This is a genomic window from Streptomyces tubbatahanensis (genome assembly GCF_022699385.1).
Taxonomy (GTDB): Bacteria; Actinomycetota; Actinomycetes; order Streptomycetales; family Streptomycetaceae; genus Streptomyces; species Streptomyces diacarni.
This window is the reverse complement of record NZ_CP093846.1, coordinates 608,886-625,794: the sequence shown is the minus strand read 5'-3', so window position 1 is coordinate 625,794 and position 16,909 is coordinate 608,886. Positions and strand designations below refer to the sequence as shown.

Below are 16,909 nucleotides of genomic sequence, written 5' to 3'. Positions count from 1 at the left end.
CCTGCCGCTGCCTGTCCCGGCGGCCGCGCCGCCAGGGCACGGCCTGCCCCGGCGGGTCTCCCGGCGCTGCCGGTCGGCACGATCGTACGGCGCGGGCGGCCGGAAGCCCCGCAAGGCCGCGGGCCTCGCGGGGCGGGCGGCACCTGTCAGCCGCAGTGCTGGGCCTTCTCCTCCTCGGTCATCGGCCGGGTGTGCTGGGTCTTGGTGCTGGGCGCGTCGGGCTTGGGGCCCGTGGCCTCGAACGGCACGTACCAGATGTAGTGGCCGTGGAACGGGTCGGGGAAGTGCATCTCGTACTGGCCCTTGACCGTCTGCATCTGCGCCTCGCGCGTCACCCAGCCGACCTCGTCGGGTTTGACGTCGATGTTGGTCTGCTCGGACTCGGTGTGCGAGCTCTCCCAGGTGTGCTGGTAGTTGGTCTCGATGCTGACCTTGAAGACCTCGGCGAAGCCGTACTCCGCGCTCAGCGACACCCCCACGCTGTTGGACTCGCCGGTGGTGTCGGACCAGCCGACGGTGGAGCGCTGGAGGTCGTCGGTGCAGTTGAAGGCCGAGTCGCCGACCTGGTGCGCCTCGCCCATGGAGTCCTTGGGCGGGCCGTCGGGGTGGAACTCGCACACGTCGGTGCCGTTGTCGCACTTGTCGAGCAGTTCCCGTGTGGTGGGCGGGTCGTCGTCCGCCTGGGCGACGGTGGGGGTGAGGGCGGCGCTGCCCGCGGTCACCAGGGCGGCGAACAGGACGGAGAGCCTGACGCGTCGTTTCATGGGGGGTCTCCTCGCAGGAGGTGTGGGGGGATGGCGCGGGCGCGGTGGGCGCCGCGCCGGGTCGGCTGCTGGCCGGCTGCGGGTCAGCTGAAGCCGATGGACTGGGTGCGGTCGTTCATGAAGTCACCGATGTCGCCGGTGTTCTCCTTGAACGGGCCGTCCCGGTCGCCGCCGAGGCCCGGCTCGGGGTAGAGCCAGATCCAGCAGTTGCCCCATGGCTGCACCGACGAGATGCGGTTCTTCCAGCCGTCTTCCAGGTCGTGCTGGTAGTCGACCCAGCCGTCCTTCTCGCACAGGCCCTCGCCGCTGATGGTCAGCGAGTCGCCCCCGAAGCCGGGGTCGTCGAAGAACGTGCCCTGGATGACGCCGTCGGCCCGCGCCCCGTCCTCGTCCGCGAGCCGCTCGACCTCCGTGCGGAAGCCGCTGTCGCCTGTCGCCGTGCGGGCCGAGGCGGGCGCGTCGTCGATGCGTCCCTTGCTGGCGTGGTCGACGGCCTCGGTGAAGGTGGCGTAGCAGTGCTCGGCGCCGGTTGTCAGGTCGAGGGTGCAGTGCTGCGGTTGCCCGCCCGCGCCCGGCGCCTGTGCCGCGCCCGGTGCCGCTTGCGCCACGGGGGCTGTGACGGCGCCGGCGAGCAGGACGGAGGCGGCGAGGGTGACCGTACGGTGCGTGCCGTGTCTGGGCCGGGAGATCATCGAACCTCCAAGTGTCGTGGGGGGACGCCCAGTTGGCGTAGGAACAGCAGTACGCGTGCTCGCTCGGCACCAGGCGAAACAGCAAGCCCGCTATTGCCCGGAAGTTACCGGTGGTAGCAGGGGTAACGCCGGTTCCGTGCCCGCGAATGTGGGCGCGCGGCGGCGTGGTGCTCGCAGGGACGGCGCGCCCTTCGCAACAGTTGCGCCACAGCCGACTCTCCGGCCGCAGGCGGCAGTTCATGATCCAGTAGGTTCACCGTCCGAGGGGTCCCGCAGGAGGACCGCAGGCGACGGGGAGGGAGCTGGGGATGGACCGGCGCAGATTTCTCAGGAACGCGGCAGTGGTGACGGGCGCGGGCACGCTGGCGTACGCGGGCGGCACGGGCGTCGCCGTGGCGTGGAGCACCACGCACAAGGGCTCCCGCGCACGGCTGGGGCCGCAGGACTGGATGGCGGCACTGGCGCCGTCGACAGCCTTGCGCACGCTCACCCTCCCCGGCACCCACGACTCCGGAGCGCGCTTCGGCGGGCCCTGGACGGAGTGCCAGGACACCCTCATAGCCGACCAGCTCGCGGCCGGGGTCCGCTTCCTCGACGTCCGCTGCCGCGCCATCGACGGCGTCTTCGCCATCCACCACGGCGCCTTCTTCCAGCACCTCATGTTCGGCGACGTGCTGATCGCCTGCCGCGACTTCCTGGCCGCGCACCCGCACGAGACGGTCCTCATGCGGGTCAAGCAGGAGTACTCCTCGGTCGGCGACGAGGAGTTCCGGCAGATCTTCGACGTCTACCTCGACCAGAAGGGCTGGCGGTCCCTCTTCCTGATGGAGGACACCCTGCCCACCCTGGGCGAGGCCCGCGGCAAGGTCGTCCTGCTGGCCGACAACGGGGGACTGCCGGGCGTGCGGTGGGCCGACCCGGAGGTCTTCGACGTCCAGGACGACTACCAGGCGGAACCGTTCTCGAAGTATCCCAGGATCGCCGAGCAGTTCCGCCAGGCCGCCGCCGAGCCCGGGCCCTTCTACGTCAACTTCGTCAGCACGGCGGCCGGACTGCCGCCCGCCTCGAACGCCGACCGCCTCAACCCGCGGGTGCGCGCGCTCCTCGACAGCTCCGAGTTCGCGGGCACGACGGGCCTCGGCATCGTCCCGATGGACTTCCCCGAGGCCGAACCCGGCCTGCTCGAAGCCGTCCTGGCCCACAACCCGGCGAGCTGACCGCGCCCCGCGACCGGGCACGCGCCGCCGCGGCGCGTGCCCGGTCGCGGGCGGGGGTCCGGCGCGGGCCCGGCTGCCGTGCCGTCCGCTCGGGTGAGGCCGCCCGTGGCACCGGTCCGCCCCGGCCGGGTCGTGCGCCGGCCCCGCGCGAGCCAGTACACGAGGGTCAGCCGTCGCCGTGCCGGCGGCGGGGCTGTGAGTGCGGGTCGACCGCCGCTGTGCTCGCCGCGACCGCGGCCTCCTATGCTCGCCGGGTGAGTACCACGAGCCGCACCCGTCCCCTTCGCCACACCCTGCGCTCCTGGGCCGTGCTGCCGCAGGCCGACCCGCGCGCGCAGGCCGACCCGCTCGCAGCCACCGGGCTCCCCGAGCGGCCCGCCCCGCGCGCGCCGCTGCTGACACCGCGCGCCGCCGATCTGGTACTCACGGGGCTCGTGCTGCTCGCCTCCGTCTGGAACAGCCTCAAGAACCCCTACCTCGGTCCCGCCACCCCCTGGGCGAACGTGCTGCTCGCCGCCGTGAGCGCGCTGCCTCTCCTCATGCGGCGCCGGATGCCCGAACCCGTGCTCGCCGTCGCGCTCCTCGCCGACGCCCTCCAGACCTCGGTCTTCGTGACGCCGTGCGCCTACTACGCCGAGGGCGCCTACCGCGGCCCGCGCAGCCGCCGGACCGCGTGGGTGGCCGCCGGGGCGGGCCTGGTGATGACCGCACCACGCAGCGCCGATGCGTGGTCGAGCCCCCGCGTGCTGGTGGCCTGGTTCACGGTGAACTTCGTCCTGGACGTTCTGGTACCGCTGCTGCTGGGGATGTACGTGGGGCAGCGGCGGGCCGTCCTGGCGGGCCTCGTCGAGCGGGCGGAGCGCGCCGAGCGCGAACAGCGGCTGATCGCCGAGGCCGCGCGGGCCGAGGAACGGCAGCGGATCGCCGGGGAGATGCACGATGTGGTATCCCACCAGGTGAGCCTGATCGTCGTACACGCCAACGCGCTCGGCGCCGTGTCCCACGACGCCGAGGTGACGACCGACACGGCCCGGATCATCCAGACCGCCGGTCGGCGCGCCCTGACCGAACTGCGCGAGATGCTGGGCGTCCTTCGAGACGGATCCGACAAGCCGGTGAAGGAGGCGGCCGAGCCCGCGACCGCCCTTCCGAAACCCGCGCACGGCACGCGGCCCGCCGGCGCCGCCGCGGACGGTGGCGCCGGCCCGTCCCCGGCTCCCGAGGCACGGCGCCCTGCCGACGCGGTGGTCGACCGGATCACCGAACTCGCCGACAGCTCCAGGACCGCGGGGCTGCCGGTCAGCGTGCACGCCGAGGGCGCACCACGGGCGCTGCCGGAACCGGTCGAGCGGGCCGCCCACCGGGTGGTGCAGGAAGCACTGACCAACGTGCACAAACACGCTCCCGGTGCCACGACGGACATCCGCCTGGCGTTCACTCCGCAGACCGTGCGCGTGGGGATCGTCAACGGCCCGCCGAAACGGCCCGTGGACGCGGCGCCGGACGGCGGGGGACCGCTGCTGCCCAGCGGGGGACACGGACTGCTCGGGCTGGCCGAGCGGGTACGGCTGGCCGGCGGGACCATCGAGTCCGGGCCCACAGGGGACGGAGGCTTCCGGGTGGACGCGGCGCTGCCGGCCCAGGAGCCCGCCGACTGAACCAGGGGCCCCGAGCGGGCGCTGCGAGGCCACTTCAGGGCCCGAGCCCCGTGGCCTGTCACGGTGGGCCCTCTGTGGCCCTTTCAGAGCGGACCCCGTGGCCCTTCATGAGGGCAGGCCGGCCAGCCAGTCGAGCAGCAGTTCGTTGATCTCGGCGGGACGTTCCTGCTGGATCCAGTGGCCGCAGCCCTCCAGGATCCGGCTGCTGAGCAGCCCGGGCAGCGTGGTGGGGTAGGCGGCGATGGCGTCGGACAGCCAGGTGGTGGAGGCGTCCAGCCCGCCGCCCGCGAACAGCGCGGGCTGTCGGACGGGGGCGCCGTCGAAGGCGGCGAGGTCGGCCCAGTCCCGGTCCATGCTGCGGTAGCGGTTCAGCGCCGGGGTCAGGCCGGTCCGCTCGAACTCCCCGGCGTAGACGTCCAGGTCGTCTGGGCCGAGCCAGCCGGGCAGCTCGTCGGGGAAGCGCTCGCGCAGGGTTCCGCCCGCGCCGACGAAGTGGGGGTCGGGTGCGTCGGAGGGCGGCATGGTGTCGGCCGACAGCGCGGCGTAGATCCCCGCGAGCCAGCCGCGGACGTCCGGCTCGATCTCGGCCTCGGCGCGGCCGGGCTCCTGGAAGTAGGAGACGTAGAACTCGTCGCCGCTCATCCGGGCGAAGACCTCGCTCGGGCGTGGTCCGCCGTGCGGCGCGTAGGGGACGCTCAACAGCCCCACCGCGCGGAAGACGTCCGGTTCGAGCAGCGCCGAGTCGGCGGCGATGGCCGACCCCCAGTCGTGTCCGACGATCACGGCCGACCGCTCGCCCAGCGCGCGTACCACCGCGACGTTGTCCTCCACCAGCGCGCGCATCCGGTAGGCGGCGGGGTCGGCGGGCGCGGAGGACCGTCCGTAGCCGCGGACGTCGATGGCGACTGCCCGGTAGCCTGCGGCGGCCAGCACCGGCAGCTGGTGCCGCCATGAGTACCAGGACTCGGGGAACCCGTGGACGAGCAGCACCAGCGGCCCTGTGCCCTGCTCCACCAGATGGGTTCGCCCCGCGGGGGTCGGTACCAGCCGGTGGGTGACGTTCATGGCGTGCGGGGGCATCGGTCTCCTCCTCGTGCTCCGGCCCGGCGGCCGAGCCGTGCGTCAGCCGGGCAGTCCCGTGCACCAGCCGGGCATGTTCCGCGCGCAGGACGCGTTCGGCACCGGACGGTCCGGTCCGGCAGGCGGCGGCTCCCGACCGATCCTGCGGGGCCGTGCCCGGGCTCACGAGGCTTTTTGCCGTTCCGGCAAACGGGCGACCGGGGGACCACGGCGTCGCGGGCCGCGCGCGCGATGAGCCCGCCGGGCGCCCCAGGTCAGGGGAGGATCGAGTCCACGTACCCGCCGTCCACGCGTACGGCCCCTCCGGTGGTCGCCGACGCGTGAGGGGAGCTGAGGTAGACCGCCATGTTGGCGATCTCCTCGGGCTCGATCAGCCGCTGGAGCAGGGACTGCGGCCGGTGCGTGCGCATGAACTCCCGCTGGGCCTCCTCCCAGGGCAGACCGTGCCCCACGAGTTCGCGGACGAAGTCCTCCACACCACCGGTGTGCGTCGGCCCCGCGATGAGGGAGTTGACGGTGACGCCGGTACCGGCCGCGTCCTTGGCGAAGCCGCGGGTGACGCCGAGCAGCGCCGTCTTCGACACGCCGTAGTGGATCATTTCGGCGGGGATGACCACCGCCGAGTCGCTGGCGATGTTCAAGACCCGCCCCCAGGAGCGCTCCTTCATGCCGGGCAGGAAGGAGCGGATCATCCGGACGGCGGCCAGCACGTTCACTTCGAAGTAGCGGCGCCACTCCGCGTCGGTGATCTCCAGCGCGTCCCTGGCGCCGAAGACGCCCAGGTTGTTGACGAGGATGTCCACCGCGGGAACCGCCCGGGCGACCTCGCGGGCGCCCTCGTCGGTGGTGATGTCCCCCCAGGCGGCGACGAACGCGTCGCTGCCCGTCTGCGTGGCAAGCCGGGCGACGGCCGCCTCGACGGACTCCCGGCTGCGGCCGTTGACGGCCACCCGTGCGCCGGCGCGGGCCAGACCGGCGGCGATGGCGGCCCCGATGCCCTGGGTGGAGCCGGTGACAAGGGCCGTACGGGCGGAAAGGTCGATCTGCACGGGTCTCCTCCTGGAGCCGGGTCCGTCATGGGGCGGGGCGCGAGCGCCTGGTATCGCGGGTGGGCGGGTGCGGTCGGGTGAAAGGGGGACCGGCGATCCCCGGACAGGTGCTGCCTTCCTCCCGCCGGAGGGGAGCGACACCGTGGAGAGGGAGAAACCCACCACAACGAAGGACGGCCACCATGCCCCGCATCGCTCTCGTCACCGGCGCCAACCGCGGCCTGGGCCGCAGCACCGCACTGCACCTCGCCGAGGCCGGCACCGACGTCCTGCTCACCTACCGCTCGCACGCCGACGAGGCGGAGGCGGTCGCGGAGCGCGTCCGCGCGCTCGGCCGGACGGCGGTGGCCCTCCGGCTGGACACCGCCGACACCTCCGCCTTCCCGGCCTTCGCCACGGACGTGCGGGACGCCCTGAAGCAGCACTGGGACCGCGAGGATTTCGACGCCCTGGTCAACAACGCGGGCCACGGTGTCCAAAAGCCGTTCGACCAGACCACCGAGGAGGACTTCGACGGGCTGATGGGCGTCCACGTCAAGGGCGTCTTCTTCCTCACCCAGGCACTGCTGCCCCTCCTCGGGGACGGAGGACACATCCTCAACGTCTCCACCGGACTGACCCGCTTCGTCGCCGCCGAGACCTCCGCGTACGCTGCCGCCAAGGGCGCCGTCGAGGTGCTCACCCGCTACCTGGCCAAGGAGCTGGGGCCGCGCGGTATCGCCGTCAACGCCCTCGCGCCCGGAGCCACCGCCACCGACTTCAACGGAGGCGCGGTGCGCGACCAGGCGGCGGCGCGGACCGCCCTCGGCTCGGTCACCGCCATGGGCCGGGTCGGTGAACCGGACGACATCGGCGCAGCCGCCGCGGCGCTGCTCGCCCCGGGCACGGCCTGGATCACCGGGCAGCGCATCGAGGCGTCGGGCGGCATGCTGCTCTGACGTGCCGCTTCGGGAGCGATCCGTAAGCTGCCCCGAGCGCTGCCCCGAGCGCTGTCCCGAGCCGCTCAGGCTGCTCAGAGCCGCTCCGAGAGAGTCCGAGGAAGGAAGAACAGTGGACCGAGCACAGCTCGCGGACTTCCTGCGCGTCCGGCGGGAAGCCCTCCAGCCCGAGGACGTGGGACTGCCCCGCGGCCCGCGCCGGCGCACCCGCGGGTTGCGCCGGGAGGAGGCGGCGGCGCTGAGCGGCATGTCGACCGACTACTACGGGCGCCTCGAACAGCAGCGTGGACCGCAGCCGTCCCCGGCGATGCTCGCGGCGATGGCCCGCGGGCTGAGGCTGTCCCTGGCCGAACGCGACCACCTCTTCCGCATCGCCGGACACAACGCCCCGCCGCGGACCGGCTCCGACCACCTCGCACCCGGACTGATGCGGATTCTCGACCGGCTCGGTGACACCCCCGCGCAGGTCGTCACCGACCTGGCCGAGACGCTGTGGCAGACACCACTGGCCGCCGCACTGGTCGGGGACGAGATGCGGCTGACCGGACCGAACCGCAGCCTCCTGCGCCGCTGGTTCACCGACCCTGCCGCCCGGCTGCTCTACCCGGAGGAGGACCACCCCCGGCACAGCCGGTTCTTCACCGCCGAGCTGCGCGGCGCCTACTCGCGGCAGGGCCGCGGCAGCCGGGCCGAGGCCCTCGTCGCGGAGTTGCTGGAGACCAGCGAGGAGTTCGCCCGCTGGTGGAGCGCCCACGAGGTGAGCGCGCCCCGCGTCGATCCGAAGAGGTTTCGCCACCCCGAGCTCGGCCTCCTGGAACTGCAGTGCCAGGTCCTCCTGGACCCGGAGCAGGCACAGGCGCTCCTCGTCTACACGGCGACACCGGGCACCGAGAGCGACGAGAAACTCCGGCTCCTCCCGGCGACCGCCTCCCGCCCGGCGGGCGCCGCTCCTGCGGCGGAGGCCATCCGCCCGGCGGACGCCTGAAAGGTTCTCCGGAGCGCCGGGCCCGGACGGACAGCTCCCGCGCCCGCTCGTGTCCTGTGCCCCCGGTTCCCGGGCCTACTTGCCCCCGCCCACCTCGAACAGCAGGAAGAGGAAGCCGGCCAGCAGGTGACCGGCCACCACGTAGACGAAGAGGCGCAGCGCCAGACCGCGCGGAAAGCGCCCGTAGCCGCGCTCGACACCCGGTTCGTCCCGGGGCTTGCGCGGGCGTGCCGGCCGGTGCGGGGGATGGGGAGCCGGGGTGCTCATGGCGGGGCCTTTCCGTAGCTGGACGTGCGCGGTCGAGGGGGCGAAGCGGGTGGGCGGGACGGACGAGGGACGGGATCGGGAGGGGCGCGGGGCGGGAAGGGCCCGCACACGGGTCGGGCTGCTCAGCGGGGTGTCGGCGCGGGCCCTGGGCCGTGTCCCGGCGGGCCGCCCACGCACAGGTCCGCCGTGGGCGACTGGAGCAGCGTGTGGACGAAGAGCAGATCGACGCCGTCCGCCGACACGGCCTCAAGACGGTGCGGCGTGAGGGAGTCGAAGTGCGCCGAGTCGCCGCTGCCCAGCACCTCCGTCGTCTGTCCGAGGGTGAGACGCAGGCGGCCACGCTGGACGTGCAGCCACTCCTCGCCCGGATGGACGCGGACGAGGTCGCCCTGCGGTCCGCGCGGCACGTGCACGCGCAGGGCCTGGAGCGCGCGCCCGGCCTGACCTGCCCGCCGGTAGCGCCAGCCCCCGGCGTCGACGGCCTCCATCTCGGCGCCCCTGACGACGGGGTCGGCGGCCGCGGTGGTCTCTCCCAGCAGATCGCCCGCAGTGGTGCCGTAGACCCGCGCGAGGGTGAGGAGAAGCGGCAGGGACGGCTGCCGCTTCCCGGTCTCCAGACGGGAGAGGTGGGCGGGCGAGAGCCCGGCCCTGCGTGCGGCCGCCTCCAGGCTCAGCCCGCTCCGCCGCCTCAGCAGGCGCATCCGCGGCGCGAAAGCGGGCAGCTCTCCCGTTTCGGCCCCGGCTGCCTCATGATGGTGAGGGTTCGGGCTCATGTTCCCGATTAAGGCACGGACCTTCCCCGCAGGGCAAAACTTTTGCCCCAGAGGCAAGGCCGCGGTCGCTTCCGCCGCTGCGCAAGCGCGCCGCGTGAGGGGGCCGTTGTCGGTGGGCCCCGCTATCGTCCCGTGCATGGCGCAGTTGGAGATCGTACGGGGAGACGCCACGTCGCCGCAGGGCAACGGCGTGAAGATCATCGCGCATGTCTGCAACGACCTGGGCGGTTGGGGCAAGGGCTTCGTGTCCGCGCTCTCCCGCCGCTGGGCGGAGCCGGAGGCCGCCTACCGGCGCTGGCACCGGGAGCGTGCGCACAACGACTTCGGGCTCGGCGCCGTCCAGTTCGTCCAGGTCGACCGCTACGTGTGGGTGGCGAACATGATCGGGCAGCGCGGTATGCGCAGGGGCAGCAAGGGCGTCCCGGTGCGGTACGAGGCGATCGCCACCGCCCTGGGCACGGTGGCGGGCAGGGCCGAGGAGCTGGGCGCCTCCGTGCACATGCCGAAAATAGGCTGCGGCCTGGCCCAAGGGCGCTGGGAGCGGGTCCGCCCGCTGATAGAGGAGCGCGTGGTGCGGCGCGGGGTCGCGGTCACGGTGTACGAGCGGGACGGCTGACCCGCCGCCACAGAGGCGTGGCCGGCACAGGGCTTGGCCGCCACAGGGGTTTGGCCGGGGTGTGCGGAGTCGGGGCCCCGGTCAGGCGGCTGACTCGTGGGCATCGGCCGAGTCGGCTCGCCGGACGGCCGGCGCGGGCGGCGTCGGCTCCGCCGGCCGGTGGCTACCGTTCGGGGACGTAGCGCCAGAAGGCGGGCACCGCGAAGGCGAGGGCCAGCGTGCCGGCCACCACCAGCAGGCCGCCGCCGACCACGGTGTGCCGGGTCCCGGCGGCCGCGCCGATCGTGCCGTGCAACAGGTCGGCGAGGCGCGGCCCGCCCGCCACCACGACGGTGAAGACCCCCTGCATCCTGCCGCGCATCTCGTCGGTCGCGGCCGACTGGAGGATGGCGCCGCGGAAGACCATCGAGACCATGTCGGCGGCGCCCGCCACCGCGAGCATCACCGCGGCCAGCCACAGCGGCCCGGAGAGTCCGAACCCGGCGACCGACAGCCCCCACACGCTGACGGCGAGAACGACCATCACCCCGTGCCGCCGCACCCGCGAGTACAGGCCGGACAGCAGCCCGCACAACAGGGCGCCCACGGGGAGAGCCGCGTACAGCACGCCGAGGGCCGTGCCGCCGCCCTCGGGGCCGCCGAAGTCGAGCTGCGCCATCTGCGGGAAGAGCGCGCGCGGCATGCCCAGCACCATGGCGATGACGTCGGCGAGGAAGGAGACCAGCAGCAGCCGCTTACGTACCAGGTAGCGGAAGCCGTCCACGATGTCGCCGAGCCCGGCGCGCCGGGCCGCGACCTTGAGCGGGGGCAGCGACGGCAGCCGCCAGACCGCCCACAGCGCCACCACGAGGGCCAGCGAGTCGCACAGATACAGCACCGGAAGTCCCAGCACGGGCACCAGCGCCCCGGCGAGCAGCGGTCCGGCGATCTGGCCGAACTGCGAAACGGTCGAGGTCAGCGCGGTGGCGGAGGGAAGCTGTCCGGCCGGTACGAGCCGGGCCACCGACGCGGTGCGCGTCGGCTGGTTGATACCGAACAGCGCCTGCTGGAGGGCGAGCAGGACGAGCAGGACGGTGACCGACCGCATGCCGGTGGCCGCCTGCGCCCAGAACAGCAGCGAGGTGAGGGCGATGCCCGAGTTGCTGAACAGCAGCAGCTTGCGCCGGTCCATCAGATCGGCGACCGCCCCGCCCCACAGGGCGAAGACGACCAGCGGGACGAGCGCGGCGGCGCCTGCCAGGCCGACCAGCGCGGAGGAGCCGGTGTCGTCGTAGATCTGCAGCGGCACGGCGACGGCCGTCAACTGGCTTCCGACGGCCGTGACCACGGTCGAGGTCCACAGCCGCCGGAAGGGGACTATGCGCAGCGGTGCGGTGTCCACCGCGAAGCGGCGCAGCCGCCGCAGACCGGTTCTCCGCTCCCGCGACGCGTCGGTGAGCTCGTCGTCGGGGGGACCCGAGCGGTCCTGGTGCGGTGTGTCGGTGGTCACCGGCCGTTCTCCGTTCTCGGCCGGTGGAGTCCCGTCGGCTCCGCGCCGCCGCGCCACCCCGGCCGTTTCGAGCAGGCTGAAGAGACGCGTTGGTTGACGTTAACGCCTACGGTCGCGGCTCGGACGCCTGTGCGGGGCGCGCCGGGCCGGAGCAATCCAGCACGCTAACCGGCGGATCGCAGCAGGTCAACCGGCGGATCCCAGGCGGACACCGCCGGTGCCCGTGCCTTCCGCGTCCTGCGGCCCGATTCCGAGCGCGTCCAGCACGGCTTCCGTGGCGAGCCGGTGCCAGCGGCGGGCGTCGCGCAGCATGGTGTGACCGCCGTGCGGCATGGGAACGGCCGCTGTAAGGGCACCGGCCTCCTGCGCCCGGTGGAGAAGGTCCCAGGAGCCGGCGGCGCGGGTGACACGGTCGCTCTCGTCGTGCAGGACGGTGACGCGCCGGCCCGCGAGGTGGGCGACGGGTTCGCCCTCCGGGCACCAGGGTGCGAGCGCCACCACCGCGCGCACCTCGTCAAGACCGCCGAGGCGCAGGGCGGCGCGTCCGCCCATGGAGTGACCCACCAGCACGACCGGTACGGGCCCGGCCAGGTGGCGCAACTCCGCGAGGGCACGCCGGGCGTCGCGGACGGTGTCCTGGCGCTCGCCGTTCCAGCCGCGCCGCCGGTAGCGCACCCTGCCCACCAGCACGGGGCGGCTCCGCGTGGCGCGGAGCAGCGCGGTGGCGAAGGGGCGCATCCGCAGGGCGGGCAGGTTGAGGGCGGGGGGCGCCTCCAGGCCGTCGGCGCGCCCCCCGTGCAGGAGCAGGACGGCGGCTTGCGGCCGTGCGGGGGAGCGGCGCAGCACGAGCGCGTCCCGGTCATCCGGCTCCGACGGCCGGGTGGAGTCGGCGCGTGCGGGCCGGGGAGGACGGGCGTTCATATGTCCCTCTTCGTCTCGGGCTTCGTCTCGGGCGCCCGGGTGGCGCGGGTCCTGCGGGGCGGCAGCGGCAGGAAACCGCTGGTGCGGGCCTGGTACTCGCGGTAGCCGGGGCGCTCGGCCATGTGTGCTTCCAGGAGCCGTTTTCCGCTGCCCTTGGTCAGCAGCAGGGTCATCACCACCGGCGAGACGAGGCACAGGGCCGCGGTCTGCCATGTGCCGCAGGCCATCAGATACAGCCCCCACCACACGAGGCAGTCTCCGAAATAGTTGGGGTGGCGGGTCCACGACCACAACCCCCTGTCCATGACGCGCCCCCGGTTCGCCGGGTCCGCCTTGAACCGGGCGAGCTGGTGGTCGCCGATCGCCTCGCACGCCAGCCCCGCGGCCCACACGACGGCGCCGAGCACGGTGAGGGCGTCGGGGGAGGCCGTCACGTACTGGCCCGCCTGCACCGGCAGCGAGATCAGCCACGCCAACGCCGCCTGCAGGAGGTAGACCATGCGCAGCGCGTACAGCCGGCGGTCGCCGGGGGCCTTGGCCAGCATCCTCTCGTAGCGGGGGTCCTCTCCCTTGCCCCTGCCGCGGCGGGCGATGTGTGCGGCGAGCCGTAGTCCCCACACGGCCGTCGCGGCGGTGAGCAGCAGGCGACGCGTCCCGTCGCCCGTTCCCGCGGACAGCACGCAGCTGACCACGGCGACGGCGGTGAAGGCGAGGCCCCAGGCGACGTCCACGACGCGGTGCCGCCCTGTGCGGAGCGCGACCGCGAACGTGAGCAGCAGGACAGCGAGGGCGGCGCCGGCCGCGGCCGGCAGGTTGAGCAGCAGCGCCGGCCAGTCGGGAGCGCTCACCGCTCTTCCCCTCCGGCGCGGTCCGCTGGTGTCCGCCCCGCGGCGCCGGCCGCTCCGTCCGCGGTCGGGGTGAAGCCGTCCCTCAGTCGCACTGTTCCTCACTCGTTCCTCGCCGGCCCGATGCCCGGGGCGGCGCGTCGGCCTCCGGTCGTCCCGCTGCCCCTGTCTTCGTCTTCGGAACCGGCGGTGTGCGCGGATTGGTGAGGGGACGGAGCGGATTGGTGAGGGGGCTGATCGGTGGGCGGGCGTGCGGGAGCGGCCCCGCAAGAGTGGTGGCGCAGCGCCTCGGGCGAACACACTGGCGAAAAATGAGCGCCACCGCCCCTCGCGCTCTGGTTGGCTGTAGGGGCCATCTTGTAGCGTCCGCGAAGCGCCGTGCGCCTGGCCGCGGGCGCGCCCCCAGCGCGCTGCCGTGCGCCTCGCCCGGTCGGCGTGTCGTCTGCCCCTGTACCGATGGAGGAACCTTCGTGAGCGCGGATCAGCAGTGGGACATCGTCTCCGGAGTCGGCGTGACGGCCCTGGCGGTCGCCGCCGGCAGAGCGATCGAGTCGACCCGCCCCGACGCGCTGATCACCGATCCCTACGCGCCGGCCTTCCTCGCGGCGGCTTCCTCCGCCGCCCCGTTCCCCACCACCTTGGACGAGTTGGAGGAGCGGGCCGGTGCCTCCGGGCTGTGGCCGCTGATGACGGCGTACCTGGGCATACGGTCGCGGGTCTTCGACGACTTCCTCACCGGCGCGGCACGTGACGGCGTACGCCAGATCGTCATCCTCGCCTCCGGCCTCGACACCCGCCCCTTCCGGCTGGAGTGGCCGGCCGGCGTCCGCTGTTTCGAGCTGGACCAGCCGCTGGTGCTGGACTTCAAGCTGGCCGTCCTGGCGGAGCACGGCGCCGCGGCCTCCTGCGCGCACACCCCGGTCCGCGCCGACCTGCGTGAGGACTGGGCCTCCGCGCTGGAAGAGGCGGGCTTCGACGCGACACTGCCCACGGCCTGGCTGGCGGAGGGGCTGCTGCCGTATCTGCCGCCGGAGGCCGAGGAGCGGCTGTTCAAGGAAATCGACCGCCTCTCCGCTTCCGGCAGCAGCCTCGCCATCGAAGACGTCTCGGCTGTCGAGGAGTTGGCAGGAGACGCGCTGGTGCGAGACGGTGGCGCGGCTCTCGGCATCGACCTGCCCGCACTGCTGCCCGACGGCGCCAAGCGCGGCCCGCGGGACCAACTGGACTCCCTCGGCTGGCGGTACGACGAGCGCTCCGTCCTGGAGTCGGCGCGCCGTCTGGGCCGGCCGCTGGAGTCGGCTCCGAAGCTCATGGAACACATGTTCCACGCCTTCGCGCGGCGCCCCTGAGACCGGGTGAGCCGCCAAGGGGCTGCCCGGTGATCCGCTCGTGTGATCGACTGGGCGCGTGGAAGCTCTTTGGGCGAGTGTCATCGCCGTGGTGGGCACGCTGCTCGGTTCCGTGATCACCCATGTCTTCCAGCGCCTCGCGTCCCGGCGCGGCGAGGACTTCGCGCGGGCGGAGGCGCTCCGGCAGGAACGGGTGGCCGTCTACAGCGCGTTCGCCGCGGCGGTGGAGGACTACCGACGCGGCCAGGCGGAGCGCTGGTACCGCAGGAAAGAGGACCCGGGCGGGGCGGCGTTCCTGACCGCGCGCGACGAGGCGCACCGTCTGCGGACCGTGGCAAGGCAGGAGTTGTACCGGGTCAAACTGGTGACCGAACATCGGGGCGTGCGGCTCGCTGCCGAGGAGGCCTACCGCCGCACGTGGGCCGTCTCCACCGCCGACAACCAGGCGGGCCACGACGCCGCGGACACCGCCTCGCGGGAGAGCATCGAGACGTTCGTGAGCGGCGCCGCGCCCCTGGTGCGGTGAACCGTCCCGGGGTCACCCGAGCTCACCGTCCGTTCGGCTGCTCGGCCTGCCGCTGGGTGAGCGGCGCCGCGATGTCCTCCAGACCACGGCGCTCCGCCGGCACGGCGAGGGCGACGGCGACGAGCCCGGCCGCCGTCATCAGACCCGCTCCGATCTGGAAGGCGAGCGCGGTCTCTCCCACGACGCCGCTCTCGGTGAGCTGCGCGAAGATCATGGGGCCGCTGATGCCGCCCGCCGCGGTGCCGACGGCGTAGAAGAAGGCGATGGCCAGGGCGCGGGTCTCCATCGGAAAGACTTCACTGACCGTCAGGTAGGCCGAGCTCGCACCGGCCGAGGCGAAGAAGAGGACGGCGCACCAGCACGCGGTGAGGGTCGCGGCGCTGAGCCGTCCCGAGTCGAACAGCCATGCCGTGCCGAACAGCAGAACGCCCGAGAGCAGGTACGTCCCCGAGATCATCAGCCGCCGGCCCAGGGTGTCGAAGAGCCGGCCCAGCAGCAGGGGTCCGCAGAAGTTGCTCGCGGCGATGACGGCGTAGAAGTACCCGGTGCGCCCCGAGGAGATGTCGAAGAAGGTGATGAGGATGGTGCCGAAACCGAAGGTGATGGCGTTGTAGAGGAACGCCTGTCCGAGGAAGAGGGCCAGACCGAGCACGGCGCGCTTGGGGTAGCGCGTGAAGATGGCGTGGGCGATCAGACCGAAACCCACCGCCTTGCGCTGGTGAATGGTGATCTGCCCGGCGGGTGGCGGCAGCTCCTCGCCGCGGTGCGCGACGGTCTCCCGCTCCGCCCTGCTCACCAGCTCCTCGGCGGCCTTGCCGTGGCCGTGGATGAACAGCCACCGCGGGCTCTCGGGCACGTGGCGCCGCACCAGCAGGATCACCAGCCCCAGCACGACGCCCAGCGCGAAGGTGAGCCGCCAGCCGATGTTCGCGGGGAAGATGTCCTCGTCCAGCATCACGATCGACAGCAGCGCGCCGCCGGCCGCGCCGAGCCAGAAGCTGCCGTTGATGATGACGTCGACCTGGCCGCGGTACTTGGACGGGATCAGTTCGTCGATGGCGGAGTTGATGGCGGCGTACTCGCCGCCGATACCGAATCCGGTGAGGAAGCGGAAGAGGAAGAACCACCAGCTCTCGAACGAGAGTGCGGTCATGGCGGTGGCCGCCAGATACACCGCCAAGGTGATCATGAAGAGTTTCTTGCGCCCGAGCCGGTCGGTCAGCCAGCCGAAGAACAGCGCGCCCGAACACGCGCCGGCCACGTACAACGCCGCGGCCAGGCCGCTGACCTGACCCGCGGTGATGTCCAGGCCGCTGTCCGACTCGGCGAGCCTGCCCGCGACGTTGCCGACGACCGTCACCTCGAGGCCGTCCAGGATCCAGACGGTGCCGAGGCCGATGACGATCATCCAGTGCCAGCGCGACCAGGGAAGACGGTCGAGCCGTGCGGGCACGTCCGTGGTGACCGTGCCCTCTTCGACTCCCTCACCCATGCCGCCTGGCGGCTTGTTGTCGGCCATGCACCTACCCTCCGTTCCGACACGTGCTCACGGCTGCATTGCAGGTCCCCTCGAAGGGCGGCTTCACTCGTCCCGCCGGTACCCGATCCGGCGAGTGGCTCCTCTCACCGGTACCCGCAGCCGGCCGCCGTGTCCCGGCCTCCGCATCCGTTCGGGTCGTCCCCCGCTCGGTTCCGCCGCCCGCTGCCCACCGGCCGGCCCGTCGGCCCACACCTGGCACC

Annotated in this window: 17 protein-coding genes; 7 read left to right on the top strand and 10 right to left on the bottom strand. The window is 73.2% G+C overall.

The features are described 5' to 3' along the window. Positions 1 to 146: 146 nt before the first annotated feature. Together MMF93_RS02670 and MMF93_RS02665 are read right to left on the bottom strand one after the other, a co-directional pair. Positions 147 to 764 carry a hypothetical protein gene (locus tag MMF93_RS02670; protein WP_114020701.1) on the bottom strand — a complete coding sequence of 206 codons (618 nt, stop codon included), beginning with the start codon at positions 762 to 764 and terminating at the stop codon, positions 147 to 149. A gap of 83 nt (positions 765 to 847) precedes the next feature. Further along, entirely contained in the window at positions 848 to 1,456 is a 609-nt protein-coding gene (locus MMF93_RS02665) for a beta/gamma crystallin family protein (RefSeq protein WP_242749208.1), read from the bottom strand. A 308-nt stretch (positions 1,457 to 1,764) separates the two neighbouring features. On the opposite strand from MMF93_RS02665, the gene MMF93_RS02660 reads away from it, so the two are divergent. Both MMF93_RS02660 and MMF93_RS02655 read left to right on the top strand, forming a co-directional pair. Then, entirely contained in the window at positions 1,765 to 2,673 is a 909-nt protein-coding gene (locus MMF93_RS02660) for a phosphatidylinositol-specific phospholipase C (RefSeq protein WP_242749207.1), read from the top strand. A 254-nt stretch (positions 2,674 to 2,927) separates the two neighbouring features. Continuing rightward, positions 2,928 to 4,331, top strand: coding sequence for a sensor histidine kinase (locus tag MMF93_RS02655; protein WP_242749206.1), 1,404 nt, complete (start codon positions 2,928 to 2,930; stop codon positions 4,329 to 4,331). A 105-nt stretch (positions 4,332 to 4,436) separates the two neighbouring features. Here the strand turns inward: MMF93_RS02655 and MMF93_RS02650 are convergent, their stop codons facing one another. After that, on the bottom strand, positions 4,437 to 5,411 hold the full coding sequence (locus MMF93_RS02650) for an alpha/beta fold hydrolase (RefSeq protein ID WP_242749205.1): 975 nt from the start codon (positions 5,409 to 5,411) through the stop codon (positions 4,437 to 4,439). A gap of 254 nt (positions 5,412 to 5,665) precedes the next feature. Beyond that, complete coding sequence (locus MMF93_RS02645) at positions 5,666 to 6,460, bottom strand: SDR family NAD(P)-dependent oxidoreductase (RefSeq protein WP_242749204.1); 795 nt, start codon at positions 6,458 to 6,460, stop codon at positions 5,666 to 5,668. 182 nt (positions 6,461 to 6,642) lie between these two features. On the opposite strand from MMF93_RS02645, the gene MMF93_RS02640 reads away from it, so the two are divergent. Together MMF93_RS02640 and MMF93_RS02635 are read left to right on the top strand one after the other, a co-directional pair. Further along, a complete protein-coding gene (locus tag MMF93_RS02640) occupies positions 6,643 to 7,398 on the top strand; it encodes an SDR family NAD(P)-dependent oxidoreductase (RefSeq protein ID WP_242749203.1) in 756 nt (251 codons plus the stop codon). Positions 7,399 to 7,510: 112 nt separating this feature from the next. Continuing rightward, positions 7,511 to 8,383, top strand: a complete 873-nt coding sequence (locus MMF93_RS02635) for a helix-turn-helix transcriptional regulator (RefSeq protein ID WP_242749201.1) — start codon at positions 7,511 to 7,513, stop codon at positions 8,381 to 8,383. Between the two features lie 75 nt (positions 8,384 to 8,458). Here MMF93_RS02635 and MMF93_RS02630 read toward each other — a convergent pair whose 3' ends face one another. After that, positions 8,459 to 8,650 (bottom strand): DUF6126 family protein, encoded by a 192-nt coding sequence (locus tag MMF93_RS02630; protein ID WP_242749198.1) that lies wholly within the window; start codon positions 8,648 to 8,650, stop codon positions 8,459 to 8,461. 122 nt (positions 8,651 to 8,772) lie between these two features. Beyond that, positions 8,773 to 9,423, bottom strand: coding sequence for a helix-turn-helix domain-containing protein (locus MMF93_RS02625; protein ID WP_242749196.1), 651 nt, complete (start codon positions 9,421 to 9,423; stop codon positions 8,773 to 8,775). 136 nt (positions 9,424 to 9,559) lie between these two features. Between MMF93_RS02625 and MMF93_RS02620 the strand changes: the two genes are divergently transcribed. Then, positions 9,560 to 10,039: a macro domain-containing protein gene (locus tag MMF93_RS02620; protein WP_242749194.1), complete on the top strand. Its 480-nt coding sequence runs from the start codon at positions 9,560 to 9,562 to the stop codon at positions 10,037 to 10,039. A gap of 163 nt (positions 10,040 to 10,202) precedes the next feature. On the opposite strand, the gene MMF93_RS02615 is transcribed toward MMF93_RS02620, so the two are convergent. The 3 genes from MMF93_RS02615 to MMF93_RS02605 form a co-directional block, all read right to left on the bottom strand. Further along, a complete protein-coding gene (locus MMF93_RS02615; protein ID WP_242749192.1) occupies positions 10,203 to 11,528 on the bottom strand; it encodes an MFS transporter in 1,326 nt (441 codons plus the stop codon). A gap of 186 nt (positions 11,529 to 11,714) precedes the next feature. After that, entirely contained in the window at positions 11,715 to 12,449 is a 735-nt protein-coding gene (locus tag MMF93_RS02610) for an alpha/beta fold hydrolase (RefSeq protein WP_242749190.1), read from the bottom strand. Further along, on the bottom strand, positions 12,446 to 13,297 hold the full coding sequence (locus MMF93_RS02605; protein ID WP_242749188.1) for a DUF1295 domain-containing protein: 852 nt from the start codon (positions 13,295 to 13,297) through the stop codon (positions 12,446 to 12,448). The genes MMF93_RS02610 and MMF93_RS02605 overlap by 4 nt, the downstream gene beginning before the upstream one ends. A gap of 467 nt (positions 13,298 to 13,764) precedes the next feature. On the opposite strand from MMF93_RS02605, the gene MMF93_RS02600 reads away from it, so the two are divergent. Both MMF93_RS02600 and MMF93_RS02595 read left to right on the top strand, forming a co-directional pair. Further along, complete coding sequence (locus MMF93_RS02600; protein ID WP_242749186.1) at positions 13,765 to 14,643, top strand: SAM-dependent methyltransferase; 879 nt, start codon at positions 13,765 to 13,767, stop codon at positions 14,641 to 14,643. A 58-nt stretch (positions 14,644 to 14,701) separates the two neighbouring features. Further along, positions 14,702 to 15,169, top strand: coding sequence for a hypothetical protein (locus MMF93_RS02595; protein ID WP_242749184.1), 468 nt, complete (start codon positions 14,702 to 14,704; stop codon positions 15,167 to 15,169). 22 nt (positions 15,170 to 15,191) lie between these two features. Here MMF93_RS02595 and MMF93_RS02590 read toward each other — a convergent pair whose 3' ends face one another. Next, complete coding sequence (locus MMF93_RS02590; RefSeq protein ID WP_242749182.1) at positions 15,192 to 16,688, bottom strand: MFS transporter; 1,497 nt, start codon at positions 16,686 to 16,688, stop codon at positions 15,192 to 15,194. Positions 16,689 to 16,909: the final 221 nt, after the last annotated feature.

Excerpts from the sequence above, each read along its gene's own strand:
- MMF93_RS02590 (WP_242749182.1), bottom strand. The coding sequence starts at position 16,688 with ATGGCCGACAACAAGCCGCCAGGCGGCATGGGTGAGGGAGTCGAAGAG.
- MMF93_RS02630 (WP_242749198.1), bottom strand. The coding sequence starts at position 8,650 with ATGAGCACCCCGGCTCCCCATCCCCCGCACCGGCCGGCACGCCCGCGC.
- MMF93_RS02660 (WP_242749207.1), top strand. The coding sequence starts at position 1,765 with ATGGACCGGCGCAGATTTCTCAGGAACGCGGCAGTGGTGACGGGCGCG.
- MMF93_RS02640 (WP_242749203.1), top strand. The coding sequence starts at position 6,643 with ATGCCCCGCATCGCTCTCGTCACCGGCGCCAACCGCGGCCTGGGCCGC.
- MMF93_RS02620 (WP_242749194.1), top strand. The coding sequence starts at position 9,560 with ATGGCGCAGTTGGAGATCGTACGGGGAGACGCCACGTCGCCGCAGGGC.
- MMF93_RS02670 (WP_114020701.1), bottom strand. The coding sequence starts at position 764 with ATGAAACGACGCGTCAGGCTCTCCGTCCTGTTCGCCGCCCTGGTGACC.
- MMF93_RS02610 (WP_242749190.1), bottom strand. The coding sequence starts at position 12,449 with ATGAACGCCCGTCCTCCCCGGCCCGCACGCGCCGACTCCACCCGGCCG.
- MMF93_RS02625 (WP_242749196.1), bottom strand. The coding sequence starts at position 9,423 with ATGAGCCCGAACCCTCACCATCATGAGGCAGCCGGGGCCGAAACGGGA.
- MMF93_RS02650 (WP_242749205.1), bottom strand. The coding sequence starts at position 5,411 with ATGCCCCCGCACGCCATGAACGTCACCCACCGGCTGGTACCGACCCCC.
- MMF93_RS02665 (WP_242749208.1), bottom strand. The coding sequence starts at position 1,456 with ATGATCTCCCGGCCCAGACACGGCACGCACCGTACGGTCACCCTCGCC.